General features: G+C 42.7%; 16 protein-coding genes. 6 read left to right on the top strand and 10 right to left on the bottom strand.

Annotated features, from left to right (window positions below):
- Positions 1–3: 3 nt before the first annotated feature.
- Together NSS87_RS10145 and NSS87_RS10140 are read right to left on the bottom strand one after the other, a co-directional pair.
- Positions 4–399, bottom strand: coding sequence for a GntR family transcriptional regulator (locus tag NSS87_RS10145; protein WP_339246757.1), 396 nt, complete (start codon positions 397–399; stop codon positions 4–6).
- Between the two features lie 80 nt (positions 400–479).
- Positions 480–1967 (bottom strand): stalk domain-containing protein, encoded by a 1488-nt coding sequence (locus NSS87_RS10140; RefSeq protein ID WP_339246755.1) that lies wholly within the window; start codon positions 1965–1967, stop codon positions 480–482.
- A gap of 353 nt (positions 1968–2320) precedes the next feature.
- On the opposite strand from NSS87_RS10140, the gene NSS87_RS10135 reads away from it, so the two are divergent.
- Positions 2321–4207, top strand: a complete 1887-nt coding sequence (locus NSS87_RS10135; protein ID WP_339246752.1) for an LTA synthase family protein — start codon at positions 2321–2323, stop codon at positions 4205–4207.
- Positions 4208–4275: 68 nt separating this feature from the next.
- Here NSS87_RS10135 and NSS87_RS10130 read toward each other — a convergent pair whose 3' ends face one another.
- Positions 4276–5997 carry an alpha-glucosidase gene (locus NSS87_RS10130; protein ID WP_339246751.1) on the bottom strand — a complete coding sequence of 574 codons (1722 nt, stop codon included), beginning with the start codon at positions 5995–5997 and terminating at the stop codon, positions 4276–4278.
- A gap of 272 nt (positions 5998–6269) precedes the next feature.
- Here NSS87_RS10130 and NSS87_RS10125 point away from each other — a divergent pair, with 272 nt between their 5' ends.
- Positions 6270–7265, top strand: coding sequence for a LacI family DNA-binding transcriptional regulator (locus tag NSS87_RS10125; protein WP_339246749.1), 996 nt, complete (start codon positions 6270–6272; stop codon positions 7263–7265).
- A gap of 39 nt (positions 7266–7304) precedes the next feature.
- Here the strand turns inward: NSS87_RS10125 and NSS87_RS10120 are convergent, their stop codons facing one another.
- Both NSS87_RS10120 and clpP read right to left on the bottom strand, forming a co-directional pair.
- Complete coding sequence (locus NSS87_RS10120) at positions 7305–7514, bottom strand: hypothetical protein (protein WP_231573413.1); 210 nt, start codon at positions 7512–7514, stop codon at positions 7305–7307.
- An 18-nt stretch (positions 7515–7532) separates the two neighbouring features.
- The gene (gene clpP / locus NSS87_RS10115) at positions 7533–8114 is read right to left on the bottom strand and encodes an ATP-dependent Clp endopeptidase proteolytic subunit ClpP (RefSeq protein ID WP_339246745.1); all 582 of its coding nucleotides are present in this window, start codon (positions 8112–8114) and stop codon (positions 7533–7535) included.
- A 182-nt stretch (positions 8115–8296) separates the two neighbouring features.
- Between clpP and NSS87_RS10110 the strand changes: the two genes are divergently transcribed.
- Entirely contained in the window at positions 8297–9145 is an 849-nt protein-coding gene (locus NSS87_RS10110; protein ID WP_339246743.1) for an RNA polymerase sigma factor, read from the top strand.
- A gap of 509 nt (positions 9146–9654) precedes the next feature.
- Positions 9655–10542, top strand: coding sequence for an NAD-dependent epimerase/dehydratase family protein (locus tag NSS87_RS10105; protein ID WP_339246741.1), 888 nt, complete (start codon positions 9655–9657; stop codon positions 10540–10542).
- Positions 10543–10961: 419 nt separating this feature from the next.
- Here NSS87_RS10105 and NSS87_RS10100 read toward each other — a convergent pair whose 3' ends face one another.
- On the bottom strand, positions 10962–12644 hold the full coding sequence (locus NSS87_RS10100; protein WP_339246739.1) for a methyl-accepting chemotaxis protein: 1683 nt from the start codon (positions 12642–12644) through the stop codon (positions 10962–10964).
- A 344-nt stretch (positions 12645–12988) separates the two neighbouring features.
- On the opposite strand from NSS87_RS10100, the gene NSS87_RS10095 reads away from it, so the two are divergent.
- The gene (locus NSS87_RS10095; protein ID WP_339246736.1) at positions 12989–13918 is read left to right on the top strand and encodes a MerR family transcriptional regulator; all 930 of its coding nucleotides are present in this window, start codon (positions 12989–12991) and stop codon (positions 13916–13918) included.
- Between the two features lie 73 nt (positions 13919–13991).
- Here NSS87_RS10095 and NSS87_RS10090 read toward each other — a convergent pair whose 3' ends face one another.
- Positions 13992–18083: a choice-of-anchor I family protein gene (locus tag NSS87_RS10090; RefSeq protein WP_339246733.1), complete on the bottom strand. Its 4092-nt coding sequence runs from the start codon at positions 18081–18083 to the stop codon at positions 13992–13994.
- Positions 18084–18175: 92 nt separating this feature from the next.
- A complete protein-coding gene (locus tag NSS87_RS10085; protein WP_042186683.1) occupies positions 18176–18634 on the bottom strand; it encodes a DUF2798 domain-containing protein in 459 nt (152 codons plus the stop codon).
- 137 nt (positions 18635–18771) lie between these two features.
- On the opposite strand from NSS87_RS10085, the gene NSS87_RS10080 reads away from it, so the two are divergent.
- Entirely contained in the window at positions 18772–19188 is a 417-nt protein-coding gene (locus NSS87_RS10080) for a MarR family transcriptional regulator (RefSeq protein WP_339246729.1), read from the top strand.
- A gap of 76 nt (positions 19189–19264) precedes the next feature.
- On the opposite strand, the gene NSS87_RS10075 is transcribed toward NSS87_RS10080, so the two are convergent.
- Complete coding sequence (locus NSS87_RS10075; RefSeq protein ID WP_339246727.1) at positions 19265–21202, bottom strand: FAD-binding protein; 1938 nt, start codon at positions 21200–21202, stop codon at positions 19265–19267.
- Positions 21203–21405: 203 nt separating this feature from the next.
- On the bottom strand, positions 21406–22218 hold the full coding sequence (locus tag NSS87_RS10070) for a MerR family transcriptional regulator (protein ID WP_339246724.1): 813 nt from the start codon (positions 22216–22218) through the stop codon (positions 21406–21408).
- Positions 22219–22321 lie beyond the last annotated feature (103 nt).

Raw genomic sequence — 22321 nt, 5'->3', positions numbered from 1 at the left:
CCCCTAGTCCGTGATAGATGTAGACTTAAACGATACGGATGAAAAGATTCCGGCACACATTTGCATAAACTCCTCCCGCCCAATCCCTTTTACACTTGCCTCCGAGATGACTAACCGTAGTTCATTTTCCAGCTTCTCCTTAAACTCTGGCTGTCCATTCCCTATCGGAGCAACTGTTGCACCAAACCTGCGATCTATCGATATGAAGCCTTCATTCTTCAAAATCGCGTACGCTTTGTTCACGGTCATTGCATTTATCCCTAAATCTTCAGCCATTTGGCGCACCGTCGGTAATTTCTCCCCATCCGCCAGTTCACCTGAGCCTATTCCAATCACGATCTCATTACGAAGCTGTACATAGATTGGCGTATCACTGTTAAAATCAAGCGTAATAATCATATTATCCATCCATTCAAAAAAAGTATTATTTGTATTAGTTATACTAATACAAATAATACTTAATGTCAAAATACTCCTATTTAATTGGAATGAATTTGAACAGCATAAGCTTCGGCATCCCATTCTACCTTAGCGCCTAACATTTCACTCACCAGTCTTAAAGGTACATATACACTATCATTAATAAAGACTGGCTTTTGATCTGTGGCTATCACTTTTCCATTCACTGCCGTTTGTCCATTAACCGAATTTAAGATCAGCGTAGTAGAGGTAGATTCCTTCACGGCAATAACTGATCTCGATGGAACGTCCCAACGTACATCCACTCCCATTTGCTGAAATATTCCTCTTAAAGGAACGTAAGTAGAATTGTTGAGCAGTAAAGGAGGCATGGTCAGATCCATTTTACTATTGTTCAACAGGACCTCTATCGATTTCTTCACTGGCTGAGGCGTGTCAATCATAAAATCTCTAACCCCTAACCCTGTCTGTCCAAATTCATTCGTCCCCCATGCAAGAACATGACCGTCTTTTAAGAGCACATAATGATTTCTGTTCCCGCTGGTAATCGAAACTGCATTTTGAATACCACTAATCTGTTTAACATTCATCTTATTCTTATCGCCAACTGTCCACTGCCATACGGTTCCATCGGATTTTACTGCAGAGTCCGTTGTCATCGATACGACATCAGTGAGTCCTGGAATCTGAATCGGCTGTAAAGTTCCACCCGGATTCATATCTGTGTAATTATTCCATAACCAAACGGTACCATCCCATCTCAAAGCTACTCCATTCCACCCATCAGTATCAACAGCTCTATACTCCCCGCCGCCTTTAAGTAGGGTAGGCTTTAGAACCGCATCCTTTTTAATGCCTCTAGTTTTAGATGAGCCCCATACCCACACCTCTCCGCCGTTTCCAAGTGCCACTGAATTATTCGATCCTGCAGCTATAGCTAAAATGGAGGGTAGTCCTTTCACCTGCACCGGTGTTAGCCCGTTTTTCCCCGAATTATCACCGAGTTCTCCTTGCTCATTGCCTCCCCACGCCCATACCGTTCCGTCTTTTCGAAGCGCTAAGCTATGTGTGTCTCCTGCTGAAACAGAAATCACATCCGTTAGCCCCTTCACTTGAACCGGCTCTACAAGGACTGTCGAGGACTGCGCTCCAGTGCCAAGTTGTCCATGTTCGTTCCCCCCTACTGCCCACACTGTTCCATCGTCTTTCAACATCAAATTATGACGGTAGCCACCTGAAACTTGCTTAACATGATCGATGCGCATTTTGACTGGAGTATACGCTGGCGTGGTTGCCCCATTACCAATAGAACCGTATCCACCCCCCCAAGCCCAGGCTGTTCCATCCGCAGTGATGGCATAAGCGCTCCTATCCCCCGCATCCAGCCCTGTGATGCCAGACAATAACTTCTTTTCATCCGGGAAATTCACAACACTGTCCGCTTTTACTATTAATGGTGAGGCTGTAGCTAGGATAATAGCTGCCCCAACAACTACAATACCTATTCGTCTTATCTGAATTTTAATGCTTGAAATTTGTCTTCCCACTTAAGATCACTCCTTTTAGAATCGGTAGGGTCAAACTGTTGATCTGCAACAATAAGGACCCCCAATGTATTCAATCTTCTTATATAGACTGTGGAATATTATGTAAAGTTGCGAGAAGCTGTAATTTTTTAAATCAATTTATACTCATTTAACCTGTAGTTTAGGATTGAAGCTGATTTTAACTGTTTATATGGCATAAATCGCTTGTTGCTGCGCTCTAGGTCTCTCGTCCGTCTTTTGACACACTAAAACTTCAAGAGCATAATAAGCATCGGCATATTGCAACGGATTCCCACAACATACAGAGTTATGCAGGATTTTAGTTTGTTTTGCACCAGAGAGGATGATTACGAGTGAAAAAAGATTTTCAAATAAAAAACAAGCCCTTTCTAATTTTTAGCTTTATCCTGCTCTTAAAATGCGCAGTGGCCTGGTTCGTAGTATTTAGTGACGGCCCTAATTGGAGCATGCTGCTCACAGAGATCCCGTTCTTCTTTATCGTCTTTGGACTCATTGAATGGATGGCTTCCAAACGGAAGTTTCTGTATTACATGATTGCGAACTTATTAATTTCAGTGATTTATTTTGCCGTCCTGATGTATTACAAATATTACGGCGTAATTGCTACTTACCATGCTTTGCAACAGGCAGATAAGGTAACCAAGGTCGGAGAAAGCACATACTCCTTGCTGGATCCATACTATTTGTTCATTTTTGTGGATATTGTAGTCTTCATGTTCTTCATGTTCCGTCCCAAATATATTGCGATCTGGAAAGATAGAGGCATGAACCGGCGTATGAACCGAACTGCCTTGCTTGGGATCATCAGTGTTTCACTTGCGATCTGTGTCTTTAATATTTGGCCGAATCATGCCAGTATGAACGAGAACAAAAAGGCAGAGCGTATGGGGATTCTCAATTACGAGGTATATACCATTTTTGCCGACACCACAGAAAAGAAAGAAATGATCGACAGCAAAGAAATTACGCAGCAGTCTGTGGACGCTACAAAGGGGATTACGGAGCCAGTCTCACCAAAGTATTGGGCAGCGGCTCAAGGTAAAAATCTCATTGTAGTGCAAATGGAATCTTTTCAGAATTTCCTGCTTGGCTTAAGCATTGACGGACAGGAAGTAACTCCCAATCTAAATAAACTTATTTCAAGCGAACATTATTTCAATAACTTCTATACAAATGCGGGGCAAGGAACAACATCGGATGCTGAGTTTGTTGTGAACACCTCTCTCTATGTTCCTCATCACGAAGTAGCCACTTCGTCCAACTATATGACTAAGGAACTTCCAAGTTTGCCTAAGCTGATGAAAGCTAATGGATATAACACGGCCACCTTTCACACCAATAGCGTAGAATTCTGGAACCGCAAAACCTTATACAAGGTGCTAGGCTTTGATAAATACTACGATCAGTCCTTCTATGGAGATGATGATCATATCGCATTTGGATCTTCCGATGAGGTGCTGTATGCCAAGACCGTTCCTGAATTAGTCAAAATGGATGCGGAAGACGATCCTTTTTACGCAATGGTCATTTCTATGAGCGCTCATCACCCTTATAAAATGCCAGAATCTAAATTTAAAATGACGTTGCCTAAACGGTACGAAGGGACCTTAGTCGGCGACTATATTTTAGCCCAAAATTACGCAGATTACGCTATGGGACAATTCCTAGATCAATTAAAGTCCAGCGGGTTATGGGAAGATAGCGTTATTGTCTTTTATGGAGATCATCAAGGTGTATCCCTGTATTCCCTTGACGGCAATGAGAAATCATTAATGGAGGAAATGGTCGGACACGAGTATGGATATACCGATATGTTCAACGTTCCTTTCATAGTTCATGCCCCAGGTATAGACCAACCTACTGTGTATACCCAAACTGGCGGTCAGATTGACATCTTACCAACCGTAGCTAATCTGTTAGGGATTTCTATGAAGGACCAGCTCCACTTCGGAGAAGATCTGATGAATCAACAGACCAATCTGCTACCTGTTAGACATTTTCTTCCTACTGGTTCTTTTATTAATGACACAAGCTTGTACTTGACTGGTGTTGATTACGATGATGGAAATAACTATAACCTAATCGACGGCTCTGAAACTGAGGGCGGCTCAACACAAGCGCAATTTGATGCCGTTCAGCGGCTCCTGAATATGTCTAATAGTTATATTCTGCAACGGCCGGATTTATCTTCTACGGATGATGGCGAACAGAGTAAATAATTGATATTTAATAAAAAGAATGCCCTTCAGCCATTGGCCGAGGGGCATTCTTGCGTTTATTAAAATAATTAAACCGTTGTTGCAGGCACACTCTCACGAATTGCCTCTTGCTCTACAGGTGCGTTAACCAGCATATACACACGAGATTCGTAAGGGCGTAATGCCACTGTCTCGATCTTCTCGGCAGGGTCAACTTCATAGTTATTCAACAGCAACTCACTGGAGTCAAATTCCAACTCAAACGGAAGGTCGAACAGCGCTTCCTCTGAAGTCAGGTTTGACATGACCAGTAATTTCTCATTGCCAAGTGTACGAGTATAAGCGTAGATTCGTTCATCTTCAGGCAGGATCAAATCATAGGTTCCATAAACGGTAATAGGATTAGCGGCCCGAAGTGCGATTAGCTTTTTATAATGATGATAGATGGAATCAGGGTCCTGCTTCGCACGCTCCACATTGATCTCCGTGAAATTAGGATTGACCTTAATCCAAGGCTTGCCGCTACTGAAACCAGCGTTCTCAGAGTCATCCCATTGCATTGGCGTTCTAGAATTGTCGCGACCGTTCTTCCAGATAACCTCCATTACTTCTTCATGTGATTTTCCGGCTTCTGTCTCTAAACGATACAGGTTCTTCATCGCCACATCATCATAATCATCCATGGAATCAAATCGTACATTAGTCATCCCAATTTCTTGACCTTGATAAATAAACGGTGTTCCTTGCATTAGGAAATACATTGTAGCCAGCGATTTGGCCGATGTCTTCCAATACTCGCCATCATTTCCCCAAGTGGAAACTGAACGTGGTTGGTCATGATTCTCGATAAATAATGCATTCCAGCCTCTACCCTCAAGACCTTTTTGCCAGCGGGAAAGTGCTGATTTCAGCTGCAGAACATCCAAGCCACCCGTAACACTCTTATTCCAAAGAGCTAAATGCTCGAATTGAAAAATCATATTGAATTTGCCCTGCTCCTCGCCTACCCACATTTCCGCTTGATCGACACTAACACCACTCGCTTCACCAACGGTCATAATGTCATAACGATCAAATGTTTCCTGTTTCAGCTCCTGAAGAAAATCGTGAATTCCTTCCCGATTCATATGACCCGCGCCGGACGAAACGAACGGAAGATTATCTGGATTTGGCAGATCAGGAAGACCTGGAATTTTCTTAATATGTGAAATAGCATCCACTCGGAAACCGTCGATCCCTTTATCTAGCCACCAATTGACCATACCGTATAATTCCTGACGCACTTCAGGATTCTCCCAGTTGAGATCAGGCTGTCTTTTGGAGAATACATGCATGAAATATTGCTCTGTAGCAGGGTCAAGCTCCCAGATCGAACCGCTGAAAATACTCTCCCAGTTATTCGGTTCCTTTCCGTCCTTAGGATCTCTCCAAATATAATAATCACGTTTAGCATTATCCTTGCTTGAACGCGCTTCTACAAACCAAGGATGTTCGTCTGAAGTATGGTTAATGACAAGATCCAGAATCAGCTTCATGCCCCGCGCATGAACCTCGCTTAGTAGCTGATCGAAATCAGCCATACTGCCGAACTCCGCCATAATATCCTGGTAATCTGAAATATCATATCCATTATCATCGTTCGGGGATTTATAAATAGGACAGATCCAAATGACATTAATACCAAGGTCCTGTAAATAATCAAGTTTTGAGATGACTCCCTGCAGATCTCCAACACCATCGCCATTGCTGTCCATAAAGCTCCGTGGGTAAATTTGATACGCTGTGGCTTCTTTCCACCATGTTCTGTTCAATGTATGCAGCTCCTTCGTATTCATATACCCTCTCAGGAAAATATTTTCCTATTTAATTCACGAATTAGTGATTTTCATAAAAAAACTTAAGATTATCGACTAAAAAACTATCTATTTAGGGTTTATTTAAGGAAATTATTTTCCTATGCGATCATTATAGGATCTTTTATTTTCCTGGTCAATAACAATCTTTTGGATTCTTGAAGCTATCCGTGATATGCTTGCGATATATTCTAGAACGAATACAAGATTGGAAAGTTATGGTGATATTCTTGAAGGTAAAAATTAAAGATATAGCCAAAATGGCTGACGTTTCAATAGCTACCGTATCAAGGGTTGTCAATAACAGCAAACCGGTAAACGAGGAAGTTCGTAAGCGTGTATTGGAAGCCATGAAACAAATGAATTACCGTCCTAATGTCATCGGTTCAGATGCAGGTAAATCGGATACACCTCTGATTGGTGTCATTATTCCGCAGAACAGTAATACCGTGCTTGATGATTTCAATATTGGCATACGTGATCTCGCCGAGCTATATGGTTATGATGTTTTGGTCGGGTTAACAGACGGAAGTGTTAATAGTGAACTTCATTATTTGAACTTATTCCACCATATGGGGACTGAGGGTTATATATATGTAGGCTCGGTTCCGAGTAAGGAGCATTTGGAGATTATCCAGAAATCCGGGTCACCTTGCGTGTTAGTTGGAGAACAATCTCAGATTGATTCGATCCCTTCTGTCCATCTGGATAATGTTACCGCCTCCTATGAAGCCGTTACTTATCTGATTCAAAAAGGACATAGAAGTATCGGCATGATCCGGGTATCTGGAGATAATGCAGTGGGTGGCGATCGATATCGCGGCTATCAACATGCGCTTATGGATGCAGGCATTACCTTAAGAGAAGAATGGGTAGTAGAAAGTGGAATGGCCGTAGAAGATGGAAGTGACGCTATGCGCCGGATTAAGGATAGCGGGGAGCTACCTACTGCGGTTTTTTGCTCCACAGATTGGATAGCTGTAGGGGCGATGAATTTTCTGATTGATAACGGTATTCGGGTGCCAGAGGATGTTGCGGTGTTCGGATTCGATAATAGCTTTATCGCTTCTGTCGTTCGTCCCAAGCTGTCCTCGGTGGAATACTCCGGAACGGAGATTGGAATGACTGCTACCCGAACTTTAATCAAGCTGATTAAAGGGGAGACGGGTATTCAGCATCATGCAAATGTAGCTCATTATTTGGCAATTCGTGAAAGTACGGGTTAGGGAAAGCTTCCCTAACCCTATTTTTAAATCCGATAATGGTTATTGTGTAAATCCTACACGGGCGCGTTCCCGTCCTTTAGTATCTAGTGTGATGGAACAGACGGAAGTCATGGGAATATAAAGCTCCTCGAATTCTGTCCGATATTTAATAAACTTCTCAGTTACCGTTTCCAAAATGCCTTTTCTAGCGTTAGAGCCATCTACAAAATAAATGGTTACCTCTTTGCCCTGCAAAGCTTCCAGCATCATTCACTTCACTCCTTCGACTTACAGATTTGTGATAACTTTGTCGATAATCCCGTACTCCACTGCTTCCTCGGCTGACATAAAATAATCCCGATCCATATCTTGTAGTACCTTTTCCACCGTCTGTCCGGTTCGGTCCGCTGTAATCTGGACAAGCACTTCCCGTAGCTTCAAAATACGTTTGGCTCTAATCGCAATATCACTGGCCTGCCCCTGCGCACCACCATGTGGCTGGTGAATCATAATCTCACTATTCGGCAGCGCATAACGTTTACCTTTAGCCCCAGCTAACAATAGAAGTGAACCAAAGGAAGCCGCCATACCTGTGCAGATCGTATTTACTTGCGGTTTAATGAGCTGCATTGTGTCATAAATACTTAATCCCGCTGTTACGGAGCCCCCTGGACTATTGATATACATGTGTATATCTTTATCTGGATCCTCAGCTGATAAGAACAGCAATTGGGCAACAACACTATTCGCTAATTGATCCTCAATCTCCGCCCCTACAAACACAATTCGGTCCTTTAAGAGCCGCGAATAAATATCGTAGGATCTTTCCCCTTGATTCGTTTGTTCAATGACATAAGGAATGTACGCCATGCGTATGCGACCTCCATCCGTTTATTTTATTTGAAATCTACCCTGTAAACGGATTAGTCTATGGATAGGATACGTTAAGCGGGCAAAATATTATTTTTATTATTGCGTATCTTAATTTGGAGCTCATTCGTTTATTATTAGAAGTAACCGAAAGCACTTTACCGGAAAAGGGGTTATGCAGAGTGATCAGCCTTGAGAAGCTTAGCGCCGGCCATGAACCGGATGAGAATCATACCACGTCTTTGCAAATGGCCCTGAAGCGGTATTGCCTTGCACTGACACAATCCCCGTGGGAAGCCGAAGATTTGGCTCAGGATACGTGGGTCAAAGCACTGGGCTATATGAAGGCTTCCAAACATTCGAAGCTGAAGAGCGATATGAACGATACAAGTCAAATGAACAATAATTCAGAACATACAAGTCGTACAAATTTCAGCTCGCTAACGAATCACCCCAATCCCGAAGCACTGCTCCTGCGGATTGCCAGAAATACCTGGATAGATATTATGCGGCGAAAAGCGACGTTATCACGGGTGCTGGAAATGGATCATTCGCGGACAGAGGAAGCCGCAGGTAACGGCTTATTTGAGATTGAGGCTGCTTTTCAAGCCTTACAAAAGCATCTGTCCCCGCTTCAGCAAGCGGTCTTCCTGCTCCGCGATGTATTCGAGCACTCCGGTATCGAAGCTGCCGAAATCCTCGAAACCACGGAAGGAGCGGTTAAAGCCGCTCTGCATCGAGCTCGGCAAGCCCTTCCTGCAGTCAGACAAGAGCTTCTTCAATCTGACGGTCCTTCCATACTGCAGGATACGGAATTACAGATTGCCTTGAATCGTCTTGCATCCGCCTATGAACAAGGACAAATCGCCGAGTTGATTGAGCTTGTCCTTGCAGATGAAAGTCAAGACACTGTAATGGCCGTGTCCAGCCAAAACTTCCAGAGCTTCCAAAGCGTTCAACCTTTCCAATCTGGCGGATTCAGCTCTATGGGCTGGAACTATTCCGAGACAGGAATGCGGATGGTGGCTTAGTCTTTCGTGACGCTATTTCGTAATACTGGAGTAAGCTTAGCTAAATGAAGCACATTACGTTACGATATAACCGAACAAATATTAGTTTTGAAAAGTGTGAGTTTGATGAGATAGGTATGTTTTGTGAGTTAGGTCAGTTTGATGAGTTGTATAGTTGGGTGATGTTTTAGCTTTGAGCTAGTGACGTTGCAAAATGTGCAACAGAATCCATGAAATCAACGCTAAAAAACGAATCTACTGCACTATCTGCAATAGATTCTTAATAAAAGTGAGTTTTAAGTCGATTTCTCATCTTTTGATTGTATAAAGTGCAATAGAATCAAATTATGTCCTATATAGTTCAAATTCTATTGCACAAAGTACAATCACACTAATGAAATCTCCTCACATATCTTTATGCTTCATTCATCACCACTCATCACTCTTTAAGGTACAATTCCCCTGCTTTCTACGGAAACCTTTAATTAGACTTATAAATAAATATTAATGTTAGTTAGGAGTGATATCTTATGAGGAAGATTCTTGTCTTAGGCGGCACGCGCTTTTTTGGAAAAAGGTTAGTTGAACGATTGCTACAAGATTCCGTAAACGACGTAACAATACTTACACGCGGGGAGACTAGCGATTCCTTTGGAGATCACGTTCACCGGATCCATGCGGACCGTTTCCAAGCAAACGAGCTCGCTCAGGCGGTAGGAGATACACTATGGGATGTTGTGTTCGATAATATTTGTTATTCACCGGACGAAGCGGATCAGGCACGCCGGATTTTTGATGGTAAAACGAAACGGTATATCCTCACCTCAAGTTTATCCGTCTATGATTTCAGCGAAGAAGCGCTGACCGAGGACATTTTCGATCCTGAAACTTACCCTATCCGCCACGGAGGGCGAAATGATTTCACCTATCAAGAGGGAAAAAGACTGGCGGAAGCCGTCTTCATGCAGCAGGCTACCTTTCCAGTCGCTGCGGTTCGCTTTCCAATTGTGCTGGGCATAGATGATTATACGCGAAGACTTCATTTTCATATTGAGCATGTCCGTAATGAGTTGCCGATTGGTATACCGAATCCCGAAGCACATATCTCCTTTATCCGTTCGGATGAAGCTGCTGATTTCCTATATTGGCTAGGCTGTAGCTCTACTATGACAGGACCGTTCAACGCTTGCTCAGACGGTACGGTTAGAATTAAGGATATTCTCACAATGATTGAAGAAGAAACAGAGAAACACGCCATCATCCAGAAGCAAACCGCAGACGAGCATATGTCACCCTTCGGAATTGAACAATCCTGGTTTATGGATACGACAAAAGCCCGGTCGGCGGGATACAAGTTTCTCAATCTAAAGAATTGGCTCCCAGAGCTAGTTAGCTCTCTGAACAAAACCTACGAGTAATAACTTCTCCCACACACAAGCCCTCTTCACTCATTCATCTATGTGACAAAAGCTACCCCTAAGTAGATATCTTCTACGAAGGTGGTAGCTTTTTCATTTTACAAAACCTCTGCGAACATTTCAGATAACTGCACTCTATACAACTAAATCGGATCGGCCAAGCTTATGTTCGACTTTAGTTGTAATCAGTGCAATTAAAAACTAGCTAAACACCACAACAGTCATTTTCCGGAGAAATAACTGCACTAAGTACAACTAAACACTCTTTAAGGAAAACACATCCTTCAATAGCTGCATTAAATACACTTAAAGTGCAAAAAAGGTAGTTAGAAGAATCTCTCCTCTAAGCTACCTTTTTACGTTACAGAATTAGTGAATCAAGTCGCTTCCGATGTGCGGGCAGTCAATCAAATCTTCCCCTAAGCGGAGATTGTCAAATAAGAGCGTTCTTCAGGTGTTTCAGCGCCAGGTGAGTCACTGTCATCCCCAGCGATAATCTCGTCTGCTATGTCCGAATTAATCTTGAAGACGTTGATTTCCTTGAATAATTTTTGCGAAATCTCATTAATCTCAACGGCTTGGCGGGCAATGTCGTGGATCGCGTTGTCCTGCTGCACACTAGAGGCATTCACTTCCTGAACCCCTGCCGCAGTTTCCTCAGCAATGGCAGCCACGTTGTGAACAGACTCTGCGAGTCTACGATTCATAGTCTGTGTCATATCTACCTTGTCATGGATTTGCCCAATCTGCTTACTAATCTCAACGATCGACTGATCTATCGCTTCAAAAGATGACAACGTTTCTGCCACTTTTTGATCTTGCTCTTCAAGATTTCCTTTGGTCTCCAGCATATATTGCTGAAATTCATCCATCCCTGCTTGCAGCTCGTTAATAATCTGACTGATATGTACGGAGGACTCTTTGGTCTGATCAGATAATTGTCTCACTTCATCTGCTATGACAGCAAAGCCCTTCCCATAAACTCCCGCCCGCGCTGCTTCAATCGCTGCATTTAGTGAGAGAATGTTGGTCTGGTTTGAAATGTTTGTAATCGATTTGGTAATTCTGGAGATATCCTTCGATTGGTCGCTCAATTTGGTTAAAGCAAGATATACTTTATTCACAGACTCACGTGAGTGCTCTGATACCTCGCGCAAAGCGATGACGGACTCGGAACCTTTTCGAGTATTGTGATTAGCCGTTTGACTTGTCGAGAGCATAACCTCAGTATATTCCGTAATTTCATGAACTTCCCTTTCCAATTCCTGAATCAAGCTTGCGCTCTGCTCCGATTGTCCGGCTTGCTGCTCAGCGCCTACAGAGATTTCCTGTATTGTACTTACGATTTCTTGGTTCGTATGAGCGGTAATCGATGAAGATTGTTGAAAAGAGTGCGAATAAGTAGCGAGCGAAGAAGCTACCGATTGGGTCTGCTGAAGCATCTCTCGAACCCGCAACACCATATGGTCGAAATGATGACTCAGACTTCCTAGCTCATCGTTATATGGCGAATTAATCTGCTGCCGCAAATCTCCCTCAGCAATTTTACGTAGAGCAACTTGCAGCTTATTTATAGGGTTCAGGAAGGAACGAATAAGCATAACAGCAATAATAAGTGTGAAAATGAATACTAGTATTGCTGCATAAGCCCCCATAGAACTAGTCAGATTTAACAAATCAAAAGAATAGTCTTGAGCCTTTTCTGCGTTCTCTGCTGCTGCTGTATATAGTTTCTCATTGGTCTCCAGCATAGCTTTATTCATAGCCAACGCCTTCGTATGTAATTCATCAATTCGTTCCAGAACGGCCATGGGATCAAGCTGCTCATCCTTTAGGGTATTCACTAATCCGTCAAAATAGCCTGTATATCCTCCAACTTGATCATGTAATTGTTCTAACTCCTTAGACGCTGGCGAATCTGCTTCAAACTTCACTTTGCCCAATTCTTCCATTAACTTTGTCTGTTTGTCTTTAAAAGGCTGAGTAAACTCTAAATCGCTAGAACCCGCTAGAGAGGTCTCCACACTGTTCATTTCTTGAAGCAGTTGAGTAATGGTGGATACTGTAATTCTTTTTTCCATCTCCATTTTTTGTGTTTCCATAGAGATTTCTACTTGATTGATTTTATAGTTTTGGTATAGCGCTACCCCTAGAAAGAATAGTACCACGGCAGAAAAACTCAAGATCAACTTCCACTTTATTGATAGATGCATAGACCTAGCCTTCAACAATATCATCCTCCGTATAAAGCCTCATATGGCAATAGGTACTTTTTACTAATATCTAAATTGTAGAAGCTGTACATTAAATACCGGACACAGTTTTGTATGAGAAATGTAAATTTTGTCGAGTACACGTTCACAACTATCCTTGCAATTGACGTAACGTTAAGTGCTAAAATACTTCCCATAGGGCGCCTTATCAATCTATAGAACGGGAGTTGTCTATGAGTGAATTTGTGACCATTGATAAGCTTTCTACGCAAATCGGACTGACGAGTCGGACGTTGCGTCACTGGGAAGCACAAGGATTATTTGAAAGTCACCGTGAGGCTAGCTCGGGTTGGCGGATTTATGATGAGCACGCAATCCTTGCCATTCAAATCACTGCATTATTAAGAAAGCTTGATATTAGTATTAAAGATATCGGAACTGTTCTAAAGAACATGTCCGTACAGTCCTTGTATGAAACACTTCTTCAGCAATCCGCTTCAATTCATAATGAGAAATCCAAGCTTACACAAAAAGATCGCGAAATCCGCTTCTTATTACAATTAATATCCGCACGTACGGAGGAGTCCATAACTAACCATTTGTTATTAGAGCTAAATGAAGAATCATGCAATACATTGGATGATTTGAATGAGAATGAGGAGGTTCTATCTATGACAAAAATTAAACACTCTCCACCTATCCATGTAAGATTCATTACACTTCCACCTATGAGATTCGCTTATAACATTGCAGTCAGTACATCCCCAGAGGATGAAGCTATGCTACCTGTCTTGGAATGGTTGGAAGCTAGCCACCTCTTGGGGACGGCACGTTTATTTGGCGGGAATACAAATCCGCATCCTAGTGGTGAGAATAACCCTTATGGCTATGGATTCTGTGCCTCCATTCCTGAAAATGTAGAAATACCAAGCCAACTTAAAGAGATGCGGTTCGACGGCGGTCTCTATGCGATGACGGAAAGCAGTGATGATATCTACGGCTCATGGCAAGCACTGATGAGTTTTTTGGATAATAACCTTGATTATCAAGCTGACCACGATTCAAGATTATGTCTTGAGGAGCATATCCGTAACGATAGTCCCAAAGGCAGCGGAAATGAGTATGTATTAAATCTGCTCGAACCTGTTAAAAAGAGAGCATAAAACAAAACGCTCTCCTTTGCCCATCAAGGCATTGGAGAGCGTTTCTATTGTCATCAAAAAATATGATGATCGCTTAAGATTGACTCAGCTTTAACAGCTTCGCTAACATTTGAGCTATTTCTTCACGAGTCGCTGTATCTTTTGGAGCAAAGTTAAGCCCCGTACTTTCTGCAACAGGCTTGCCTGAAATAATCCCTGCCTGCTGAGCAGCTGCGGCTGCTTCAAGAGCATAAGAGCTTATCGACTTCTGATCCGCAAAAGCTGAACTGTCGCCACTTACAGGCAATGTCCAGTTCATAGCTTTCGCTAATCGCACGATCATGACAGATAGCTGCTCACGAGTTACATTAACCCGAGGATTGAACTGTCCATCACTCACGCCGGTAACAATTCCCTTGCGATTAGCCCACGCTACCGCTGCCGCATAATAATCGTCAGCCTTAACATCTGTGAAGTTTCCTGCTCCTTCTGCGCCCAGATTAACACCAGCCAATCGAGCTAGGAGCAAGGTAACATCTGCTCTGGTTAGTTGACTCTTAGCTCCGAACTTACCTTCACCAATGCCGGTAATTACATCACGAGCTGCCAAATACGTAATAGAATCTTTAGCAAAGCTGCTGCCAATATCAGAGAAGCTCACTTTGTTGTACCCTACTGCATACGTGGAGAATTGTGAAGTTTGGAAATTCAGTTGTCCCTTTGCTGCGTTATAGCTACTGCCTGCTAGTACAACCGCTTGCCCCGCATTCGTCAAATCATAAGCTACGACTGCATTAGCATCTTCATTTGCTCCTAGTGTATACGGCACTGTTATTGTCGCAAAACCAGCACCTAGATTAGATAGACGCTGACTGCCAGCGGAAATCGCCAGGTTTATTACTGGACGACTGCCAACCACAGCCTGAGCTTTGCCTTTCCCATCCGTGTCCACACTGCCGATGGACAGCTTAATGTCCTCACCCTTTGCTGCTGTGTGCACAGCCAAGAGTGCATTACGATCCAATGTTATCGTACTAGCTCCTGCTTCAACTACAACTGACTTTGCAGTACTACCTGTAAGTGCCGCAAAAGCACTCGATGGGAAGTTAAGTAGAACTTCACCTGAAGCTGCATCAACCTTAGAGCGGAATATCAACTGACCATTAGCATTATTCGCCAGAGACTTAAGTCCCTCTGTAACCATATCCAAAGTAACGGAGGCAACTAACTTACCTTCTGCATCCGCTGAAGCCTTAACCTCTACGACAATCTTATTACCTTCTGTGGTTACAGCTGGTGTTGTCGCCTGTTTAACTGGATCTTTAGTCGTTACCGTTGTACCAGGTCCCGGATTTGAAATCACCGGATCTGCTGCAGATACGGTCACAGTAGATTCAGCTACGCCATAACCATCTGCGCTATAGGCGGAGATAACCGCTGTCCCCTTTGCCAAGGGAGTGACCTTTCCGTTGTTATCAACGGAAGCAACACTTGGATTCGAAGAACTCCAAGTTACCACATTCGATCCACCCTCAGCAGGAACTACGCTAGCCTCAAGCGTTGCTGAAGCTTCGCCAACCTTCAATGACAAAGAAGTCCGATTCAGTGTTACCTTCGATACATTCAATTGATAAATGGCCACAGTACCACCAACTTCATTCGCTACGAGTACTAATGGCAATCCAGTCGGGCTTGATGTTGCCGAAATAAATTCGATACCTTCTGGACCAGTGTCCGTTTCAATGGTGTTCGCAGGTGTGAATTGACGTGTATTAATATAGTTCACAAAATTCGGTTCCTCTGGATTCGTCACATCATAAGTCATCAGACCACCGATTCGCTCAAGACCAATAAAGGCCAGCGCTTTTTGTCCAACCTTGCCTACCTTGACATACTCAGGCTCAGGTCCTTTTTTGGTACTACGGTTATCCATGGTCGTGTTACTGTTGCTTGCATTGAAATATTCTGGCAGGCGTTCTCCGGTAATCTTTTCAAAGTCGCTGCCACTATCGTAGACCTGTTCCATCGAATCTGCTTCCCAAATGGAAAATGAACGGCCACCGTACAAGTAAATTCCATCATTGCCCATGTCAGACATAACTTCTACACTATCATATTTATCTTTATTTTTATTCAGAAACTTAGCCGCATCTGATTCCGGATCTAATGAGCCCTTCATTTTTTTGACTGAGCTCACGTTCACTTTACTATCCCATTCCGTTGCGTCACCTTCGTTGGCCGTGAACAGATAACTTTTACCTCCGACCGTGTACTGATCTATACCATCAGGCATATACGTACCGAAGAATGGAACATTTTCTAAATTCACTTTATTATCTTTTACCAGGTCCAGAGCATTGTTAGGAAGGCTTAAATCCTTGAAACCTAATCCTTTAACCCATAGAACCTGCTTGGAGGCAATATCGATGGCAGCAATAGCATTATTCTCTTGAAGCGCTACATAAGCAATGGTCTGGTCATCAGAAAGCACCACAAACTCCGGCTCCAGATCACGTATCGCATCCTTTTTTTCGCCTTTGCCCGTAATCTGTTTAGATACCGGATCAGCTACTCCACGAATATGGACAAGATCGTCAATTACATCAGGGTTATCGAACTTCACCTGAATCGAAGTGTCCTTGAGCGTATCAATGATCGTTACACTACCTTCAGGATCACCGACAGTCGTGCGTGGTTCAGCTTCGTCCGCTGTCAAAATGTAACGGCCATCATCGGTATACTTCACCATGTCCGGTTGTACTCCAGCTTCATAAGAAGCCAACATTTTACCATCATAATCGAGTACAAGAACCTTACCGTTCTTCATAGCATCTTCTTCTTGAATGGCTACAGAGATTCGTTTAGTAGCGGTGTTGATATCTACACTCGTCAGGTCTCCGTATGTAAATCCATCCACTTCGGATAGCTGTTCTACATTTATACTATATTCTTTTTGCGGATTAGAAGGGTCCTTGAGATTCACAATATCGACTGTTGCAGGGTGAGATGAACCATTAACGAGGTAGAACTTGCCGTTATCACGGTTAAACTTCACGATCTCCGCCACGCCGCCATCTTTATTGGTCACGCCTACAGCGTATCCGCCGATCTTAGTTACACTAAGTAGATCTGGAGTCAAAGGTGCTGCGGCTTCCGCCACATTCAGTGGTACTATAGCTTCTGTCTTCTTCCGGGGTGTCGAACTGTCATACACTGCGATACTTACGGTGGCCGCCCCTACTTTCGTAGGAGTTCCACTAATATTCCCAGATGCTGCATCCAGTGATAATCCGTCCGGTAAACCCGTAGCTTCAAAAGAATAAGGCTGTACTCCCCCATAAACGGACAATGTTACCGAATAAGGCGATCCGAGCTTTGCTTCTGAAAGATTCTGAGTTGCGATGCCAAGATCGCCTACATTTATTCCCCATTGTCCATCTGCGCTGTTATGCGGCTTTGCCAAGGCCAAAGCTGAAGCATCTAAGGCATCAAAGCTAATCTGTTTGAAATCTGCTTTATTGTTGTCTGAATCTACGAAAGCAACGCGTCGAACGGACTTTTGTTTAGAAGTACCTTCCGCTTTCCCCGTAGGATAGTCCGTCTCGTATCCATCTATCTTAGCATTATCATCATTTGCTGCTACACCAATCATGTCCACGTAACTACTTGACATTGTTTGAAATGGATTCACAACCTGCAGCAAGTCTGTACTGCTTAGCAGAACAACCTTCATGCCTTTGTTATTAAAATACATCCCCGGCCAGGACTGATCGCCTTTGGCACTGATATCGTTTTTGTGATCCTTGTTGTTGGCATCATCGGTGATGAGATAAGAAGAATGAGCTTTAATGGTTCCGTTCAAATCCAACTTGCTCCATTGTCCAGCGAGCTTAGGATCCGAATATTGTACAGACCAACCTACTAAACTCACATCGGAATCGGTTGGGTTATATAATTCAATGTAACCTTTCGAGAAAAATCCACCTGATGCATCGGCAGTGTTACCCCCACCATAAACTTGATTAACAATAATATGAGGAATCTTCACATTGTATTGACCATCTGCCGTATAAGGCGTACCTGATTGAACGGATGCAGCCACTGCTGGACCTGCCATCCAAGCGGAACCTAACAACATCTCAGCTGTAAGCATAAGAGAAACAATAGCTTTACCTGTGGGTTTCAAGTAGATTTTCACTCCTATTGATAGTTTCTATCAATATAGAGTAATAGTATTACCTAACCTGCAGATTTGCGTAATGGTGATGTAAACATTCTCTATGCAGTAGCAGGAGTAATTTTCACAAATATAAATCGTGTAAGAGGCCCGACTAATAGAATTTGCAGTGGAAGTGCAACAATGAAATTCTTACCTATCGCAGACAGATAAGCCATCGGTAGTGCTGAGGTGAACCCTACATGAAGAACTGCGCCATAGAAGGACATAAACAGCACCATTCCGGTCACCATAAAAAAGGAGATGAACATGATTTTTTTGATCATCGGATCATTCTCTTTTACCAGCTTATGTGCGATCCCTTTCGCAACTTTCCCTACAACAAAGACATCCAGAATAAATGCAACTACAAACGCAGGTACGTAGCCGATGATCACATCTTTAACTAACGTACCTGACCAGCCCTCCATCAGCGCTACATTGTAAATGCTCATACCCAGCACCATCAAAGCACACATGATGAATGTAAATAATAATGCTTCTTTTTTGTTTCTTCCCATCTTCAAGCTCCTTTTATCTTTCAGTATTGTCAACCTGGATTACAATATCACAGCCATTCGAACTAAGTCAACCAAGTTGACAATGAATACAAATGACTTATACTTGGATTAATGAGCGATGATTTAGGAGTGTTCACATGGATAACCATCTGCAAGAAATGAATCTTATTGATTTACTTAGTGAGAAACATCTAGCCCTACGTAAAATAGTGACTGACCAAGACCCGGATCAAATTAATAAGACTGAATCCCATATCCTGGCAGTTCTTGAAACACATCAAATGCTCACAATCTCGGAAATCAGTAGAATTATTCATATTTCAAGACAGGGTACGCATAAAAGTATTCAAGGATTGTTATCCCGCAACTATGTAGAAGCCGTGGAGGTCAAAGGAAATCAACGTGACAAAAACATCATCCTTACCCAGAAGGGTATCGAATGCAATCAAAGAATGATGATCACCAAAATCGAATTAGAGCAAAGAATCGCTAGCAAGCTTGGGGCAGCTAACGTAGAGCATCTCAAATCTTTGTTAAAAGAGGAATGGCTCTAAGCTCCAGCAAAAAAAGACGCAGGGCTCTCCACCCTGCGTCTTTAAAAATCTTCAATTATTTTCCGGGAAATTGTCGTTAATTAGCTGTCAAAGCACTGTTTGCCGCGCTCTCCCCGCCAAGACGACCTGAGGTAAAGGAGTACCCAATACCAACGCCGTTTCCAACATAAGTATCGTTAAACAACACGCCTTCAGATTCAAGACCCACAGCAAACAATCCTTTCACTGGCGTCCGTTTATCATTCAGAACTTGGAACTTTGTATTTACTAGCAAGCCCCCAACAGAACCCAAGTTATTGATCTCAGCTATGATTGCATAATATGGACCTTCTTCACCCATAGGTTCTAAATACTCAGCAGCTTTACCAAATTCAGAGTCAACACCAGTTTTTGTCGCTTCTTTATAACTATTGTAATTTTCTACAAACACGTCAACATCCATTCCTGCATTCGTAGCTAATTCTTCAATCGTATTTCCTTTGAAGCCATCTCCGTTCTCCACCATCGAATCAAATACTTTCCCGACATTTGCCCAAGGGTTCTCAAGTGTAAATTGATCCGCAAATTCAGCATAGAATTCCGGTGGCATTCCTGGAAGACTTGGTGCATGAACACCGTTCATTCCTTTGGTCTGAAGTGCATCCAATTGGGATTTCGAGACAATAACCATATGATAGGGTCCATTAAATGCACTTGTATTCGCTGCTGCAACCGAAGTTAGAGTCGCTGCTTCATCTCTGAATCTTGCGCCAGAAGTACCTACATTCATGAAATTCGGAAGATAAGTCATCATTAGTGGATAACTTGCTTCAAAAGGCTCATATTGTGCTTTTAGACCTTGGGTTGCTCTAGCTAATGTTTGGTGAAGCATTTGTCCACCGAAGTTGTCCGGTACCTTGGCTCCAGCTTCCCATGCCATTTCGAGACCTTCCCCTACGTTTTGTCCTAATCCACCGTTAACCCCTTCGAAACCAAAAGCCTCTTTAACCATCTCTTTATTTGCAGCATAACCACCCGTTGCCATTATGACACTCTTCGCTGAGATTTCTAGCGTTGTACCGTCTGCTTTCTCAGCAACTACTCCCGTAACTTCTCCAGTTTCATTCGTAATCAGCTTCTTGGCAGTCGTTTCTGTGATCACTTGTCCGCCATGTTGTTCAACCGATTCGGACAACATTTTCCGAAGGGTTTCTTCACGGGTTTCATAAGCCGGCAGCACATGTAATTGTTCACCGAAGAAGTTCAGGAAGCTAGTTTTATATCCTTTTTCGGCTAACCAATCGTAAGTTTCACCGGATTTAGTAACATATTGTCTAATCGCTGCTGCATCCACTCTCCAGTGATTGTTGACAATCCAATCCGCAATTTCTTTTTCCACATTTACTTTTAGATTATTACTAGTAGCAGCAGAGGAGTTGTAGAACTTACCTGCCCAAGACAGATTACTTGCTCCCCCGATGACACCAGTTTTTTCTATAATAATAACCTTCGCACCTTTATCAGCTGCTGTAACCGCCGCAGATACACCGGATGCTCCAGCGCCCACTACAACAACGTCGGTTTCCAGTTTTTCTGTTTTCCCTTCACCGGCTTTTTTGACACCTCCAGCTTTGAGGACTTCTAGATTACCTCCACCTTTGGTTACGGCATCCTCTACAGCGGCAAGCATGGCTTCACTGGAAAGACTGGCACCACTAACAGCATCAACCACCAAGGTTTGTCCTTCTAGAATTTGTTCTTTCATTTTTTCAAGTGCGCTATCGCCTAGGCCCCCTGTTTCCGATTGGCTTACAATCTTAATATCTTTAATTTTATCGGGCTCATCCATAGTTACTTCTACCTTAATAATTCCCTCTTTACCTTCCGCTTCCCCAGTGAACGTACCCGCTTTAAAGGACGATGACGACGAATTAGCCGACTCCCCATTTCCCGTACATCCGCTCAGCATGGAAACGATCAGCACCATACAAAAAGATAACATGAGCATTTTCTTGACGAAATTTCTGTTACGCATTCTGTTCTCCCCCAGTGTCTAAAATCTTATAACCTGAAACCGATAACGTGATAATTTTCACAAACTTAATGATTAATCAACAACGCAATCTGACAGGCTATATACCGAAGTCTAAACCTTGGTGCTGCACCAAGGTCAATGTATACTTTTTGTCCAACTAGAAAAAAACATCTGCTCAAAGAGCAGATGTTTAATAAGAGAAGCTATTGGATTGGGATATTCACTTCCAAATAAGATCTATTCTGGCCTTCGATTTTCTCAGTAAGCAATAATTTCCCGACCACATCTCCCGCTATGGCATAATGATTAGCCTCGATATAGTCGATCATGAACTCCAAAGAGTTCTTCGTGATATATTTTTCATCCGGACATAATATGGTAGCTGAGATACAATGACTTGGGCTAATATACTCTGCATATTCTTCGCTATCCATTTCGAATTTTTGCGCTTCTTCCTCTAGTAAGGTAAGGCCCCAGCTGTAATCAAAATTATTGTTTTCGCTGACAAAGTTATCTGTATCTTCAATTCTAAAAGAATAAAATGCATAAGGAAGTAAATCCATCCAAGTGTTGACCAAACTTTTAACCATATCATTTTTTATTAATGCATTCTTATCCGTTTGCTTTAGTCTGTACATACCTGGCAGTTGTTTAAGTTTACACGTATATAAAGAGGACTCTAATCCCCTGAGTTCTTTATGAATTTCATTCATCTTATTAAGCAGCATCGTCTTCTGCTTGATCTCTTCTTCTAAATTCAACGCTGTTTCTTGCATCCTACCCATAACTTGTTCTAAGGAAGACTCCTTCATCAGGTTTGCCACTTCAGGCAATGGAATCCCTATACTTCTGTACCATCTACTCATTAGCAAATCTCTTGCATCTAAATCATTAAAATATCTGTAATTATTGCTGTTATCTTTAGTGGGCCTAACAATATCATGTTTCTCGTATAACCTCAGCGTATCCGCAGTCACACCGAGAATGGAAGCAAATTCCCCTATGCAATATTTCAACTGATGTCCCTCCATCCATATCATGTATACCCAGCCACATGAAATGATACACAGAAGGACCATTTTTAGATATGAAGTAGTTCATTTCTTACGATTCTAATGT

Origin of the sequence: Paenibacillus sp. FSL F4-0243 (genome assembly GCF_037963295.1) — a bacterium.
Lineage (GTDB): Bacteria > Bacillota > Bacilli > Paenibacillales > Paenibacillaceae > Paenibacillus_AQ.
This window is presented reverse-complemented; position numbering and strand designations above follow the sequence as displayed.

Excerpts from the sequence above, each read along its gene's own strand:
- NSS87_RS10075 (WP_339246727.1), bottom strand. The coding sequence starts at position 21,202 with ATGCGTAACAGAAATTTCGTCAAGAAAATGCTCATGTTATCTTTTTGT.
- NSS87_RS10145 (WP_339246757.1), bottom strand. The coding sequence starts at position 399 with ATGATTATTACGCTTGATTTTAACAGTGATACGCCAATCTATGTACAG.
- NSS87_RS10105 (WP_339246741.1), top strand. The coding sequence starts at position 9,655 with ATGAGGAAGATTCTTGTCTTAGGCGGCACGCGCTTTTTTGGAAAAAGG.
- NSS87_RS10120 (WP_231573413.1), bottom strand. The coding sequence starts at position 7,514 with ATGATGCTGGAAGCTTTGCAGGGCAAAGAGGTAACCATTTATTTTGTA.
- NSS87_RS10095 (WP_339246736.1), top strand. The coding sequence starts at position 12,989 with ATGAGTGAATTTGTGACCATTGATAAGCTTTCTACGCAAATCGGACTG.
- NSS87_RS10085 (WP_042186683.1), bottom strand. The coding sequence starts at position 18,634 with ATGGGAAGAAACAAAAAAGAAGCATTATTATTTACATTCATCATGTGT.
- NSS87_RS10080 (WP_339246729.1), top strand. The coding sequence starts at position 18,772 with ATGGATAACCATCTGCAAGAAATGAATCTTATTGATTTACTTAGTGAG.
- clpP (WP_339246745.1), bottom strand. The coding sequence starts at position 8,114 with ATGGCGTACATTCCTTATGTCATTGAACAAACGAATCAAGGGGAAAGA.
- NSS87_RS10100 (WP_339246739.1), bottom strand. The coding sequence starts at position 12,644 with ATGGAAACACAAAAAATGGAGATGGAAAAAAGAATTACAGTATCCACC.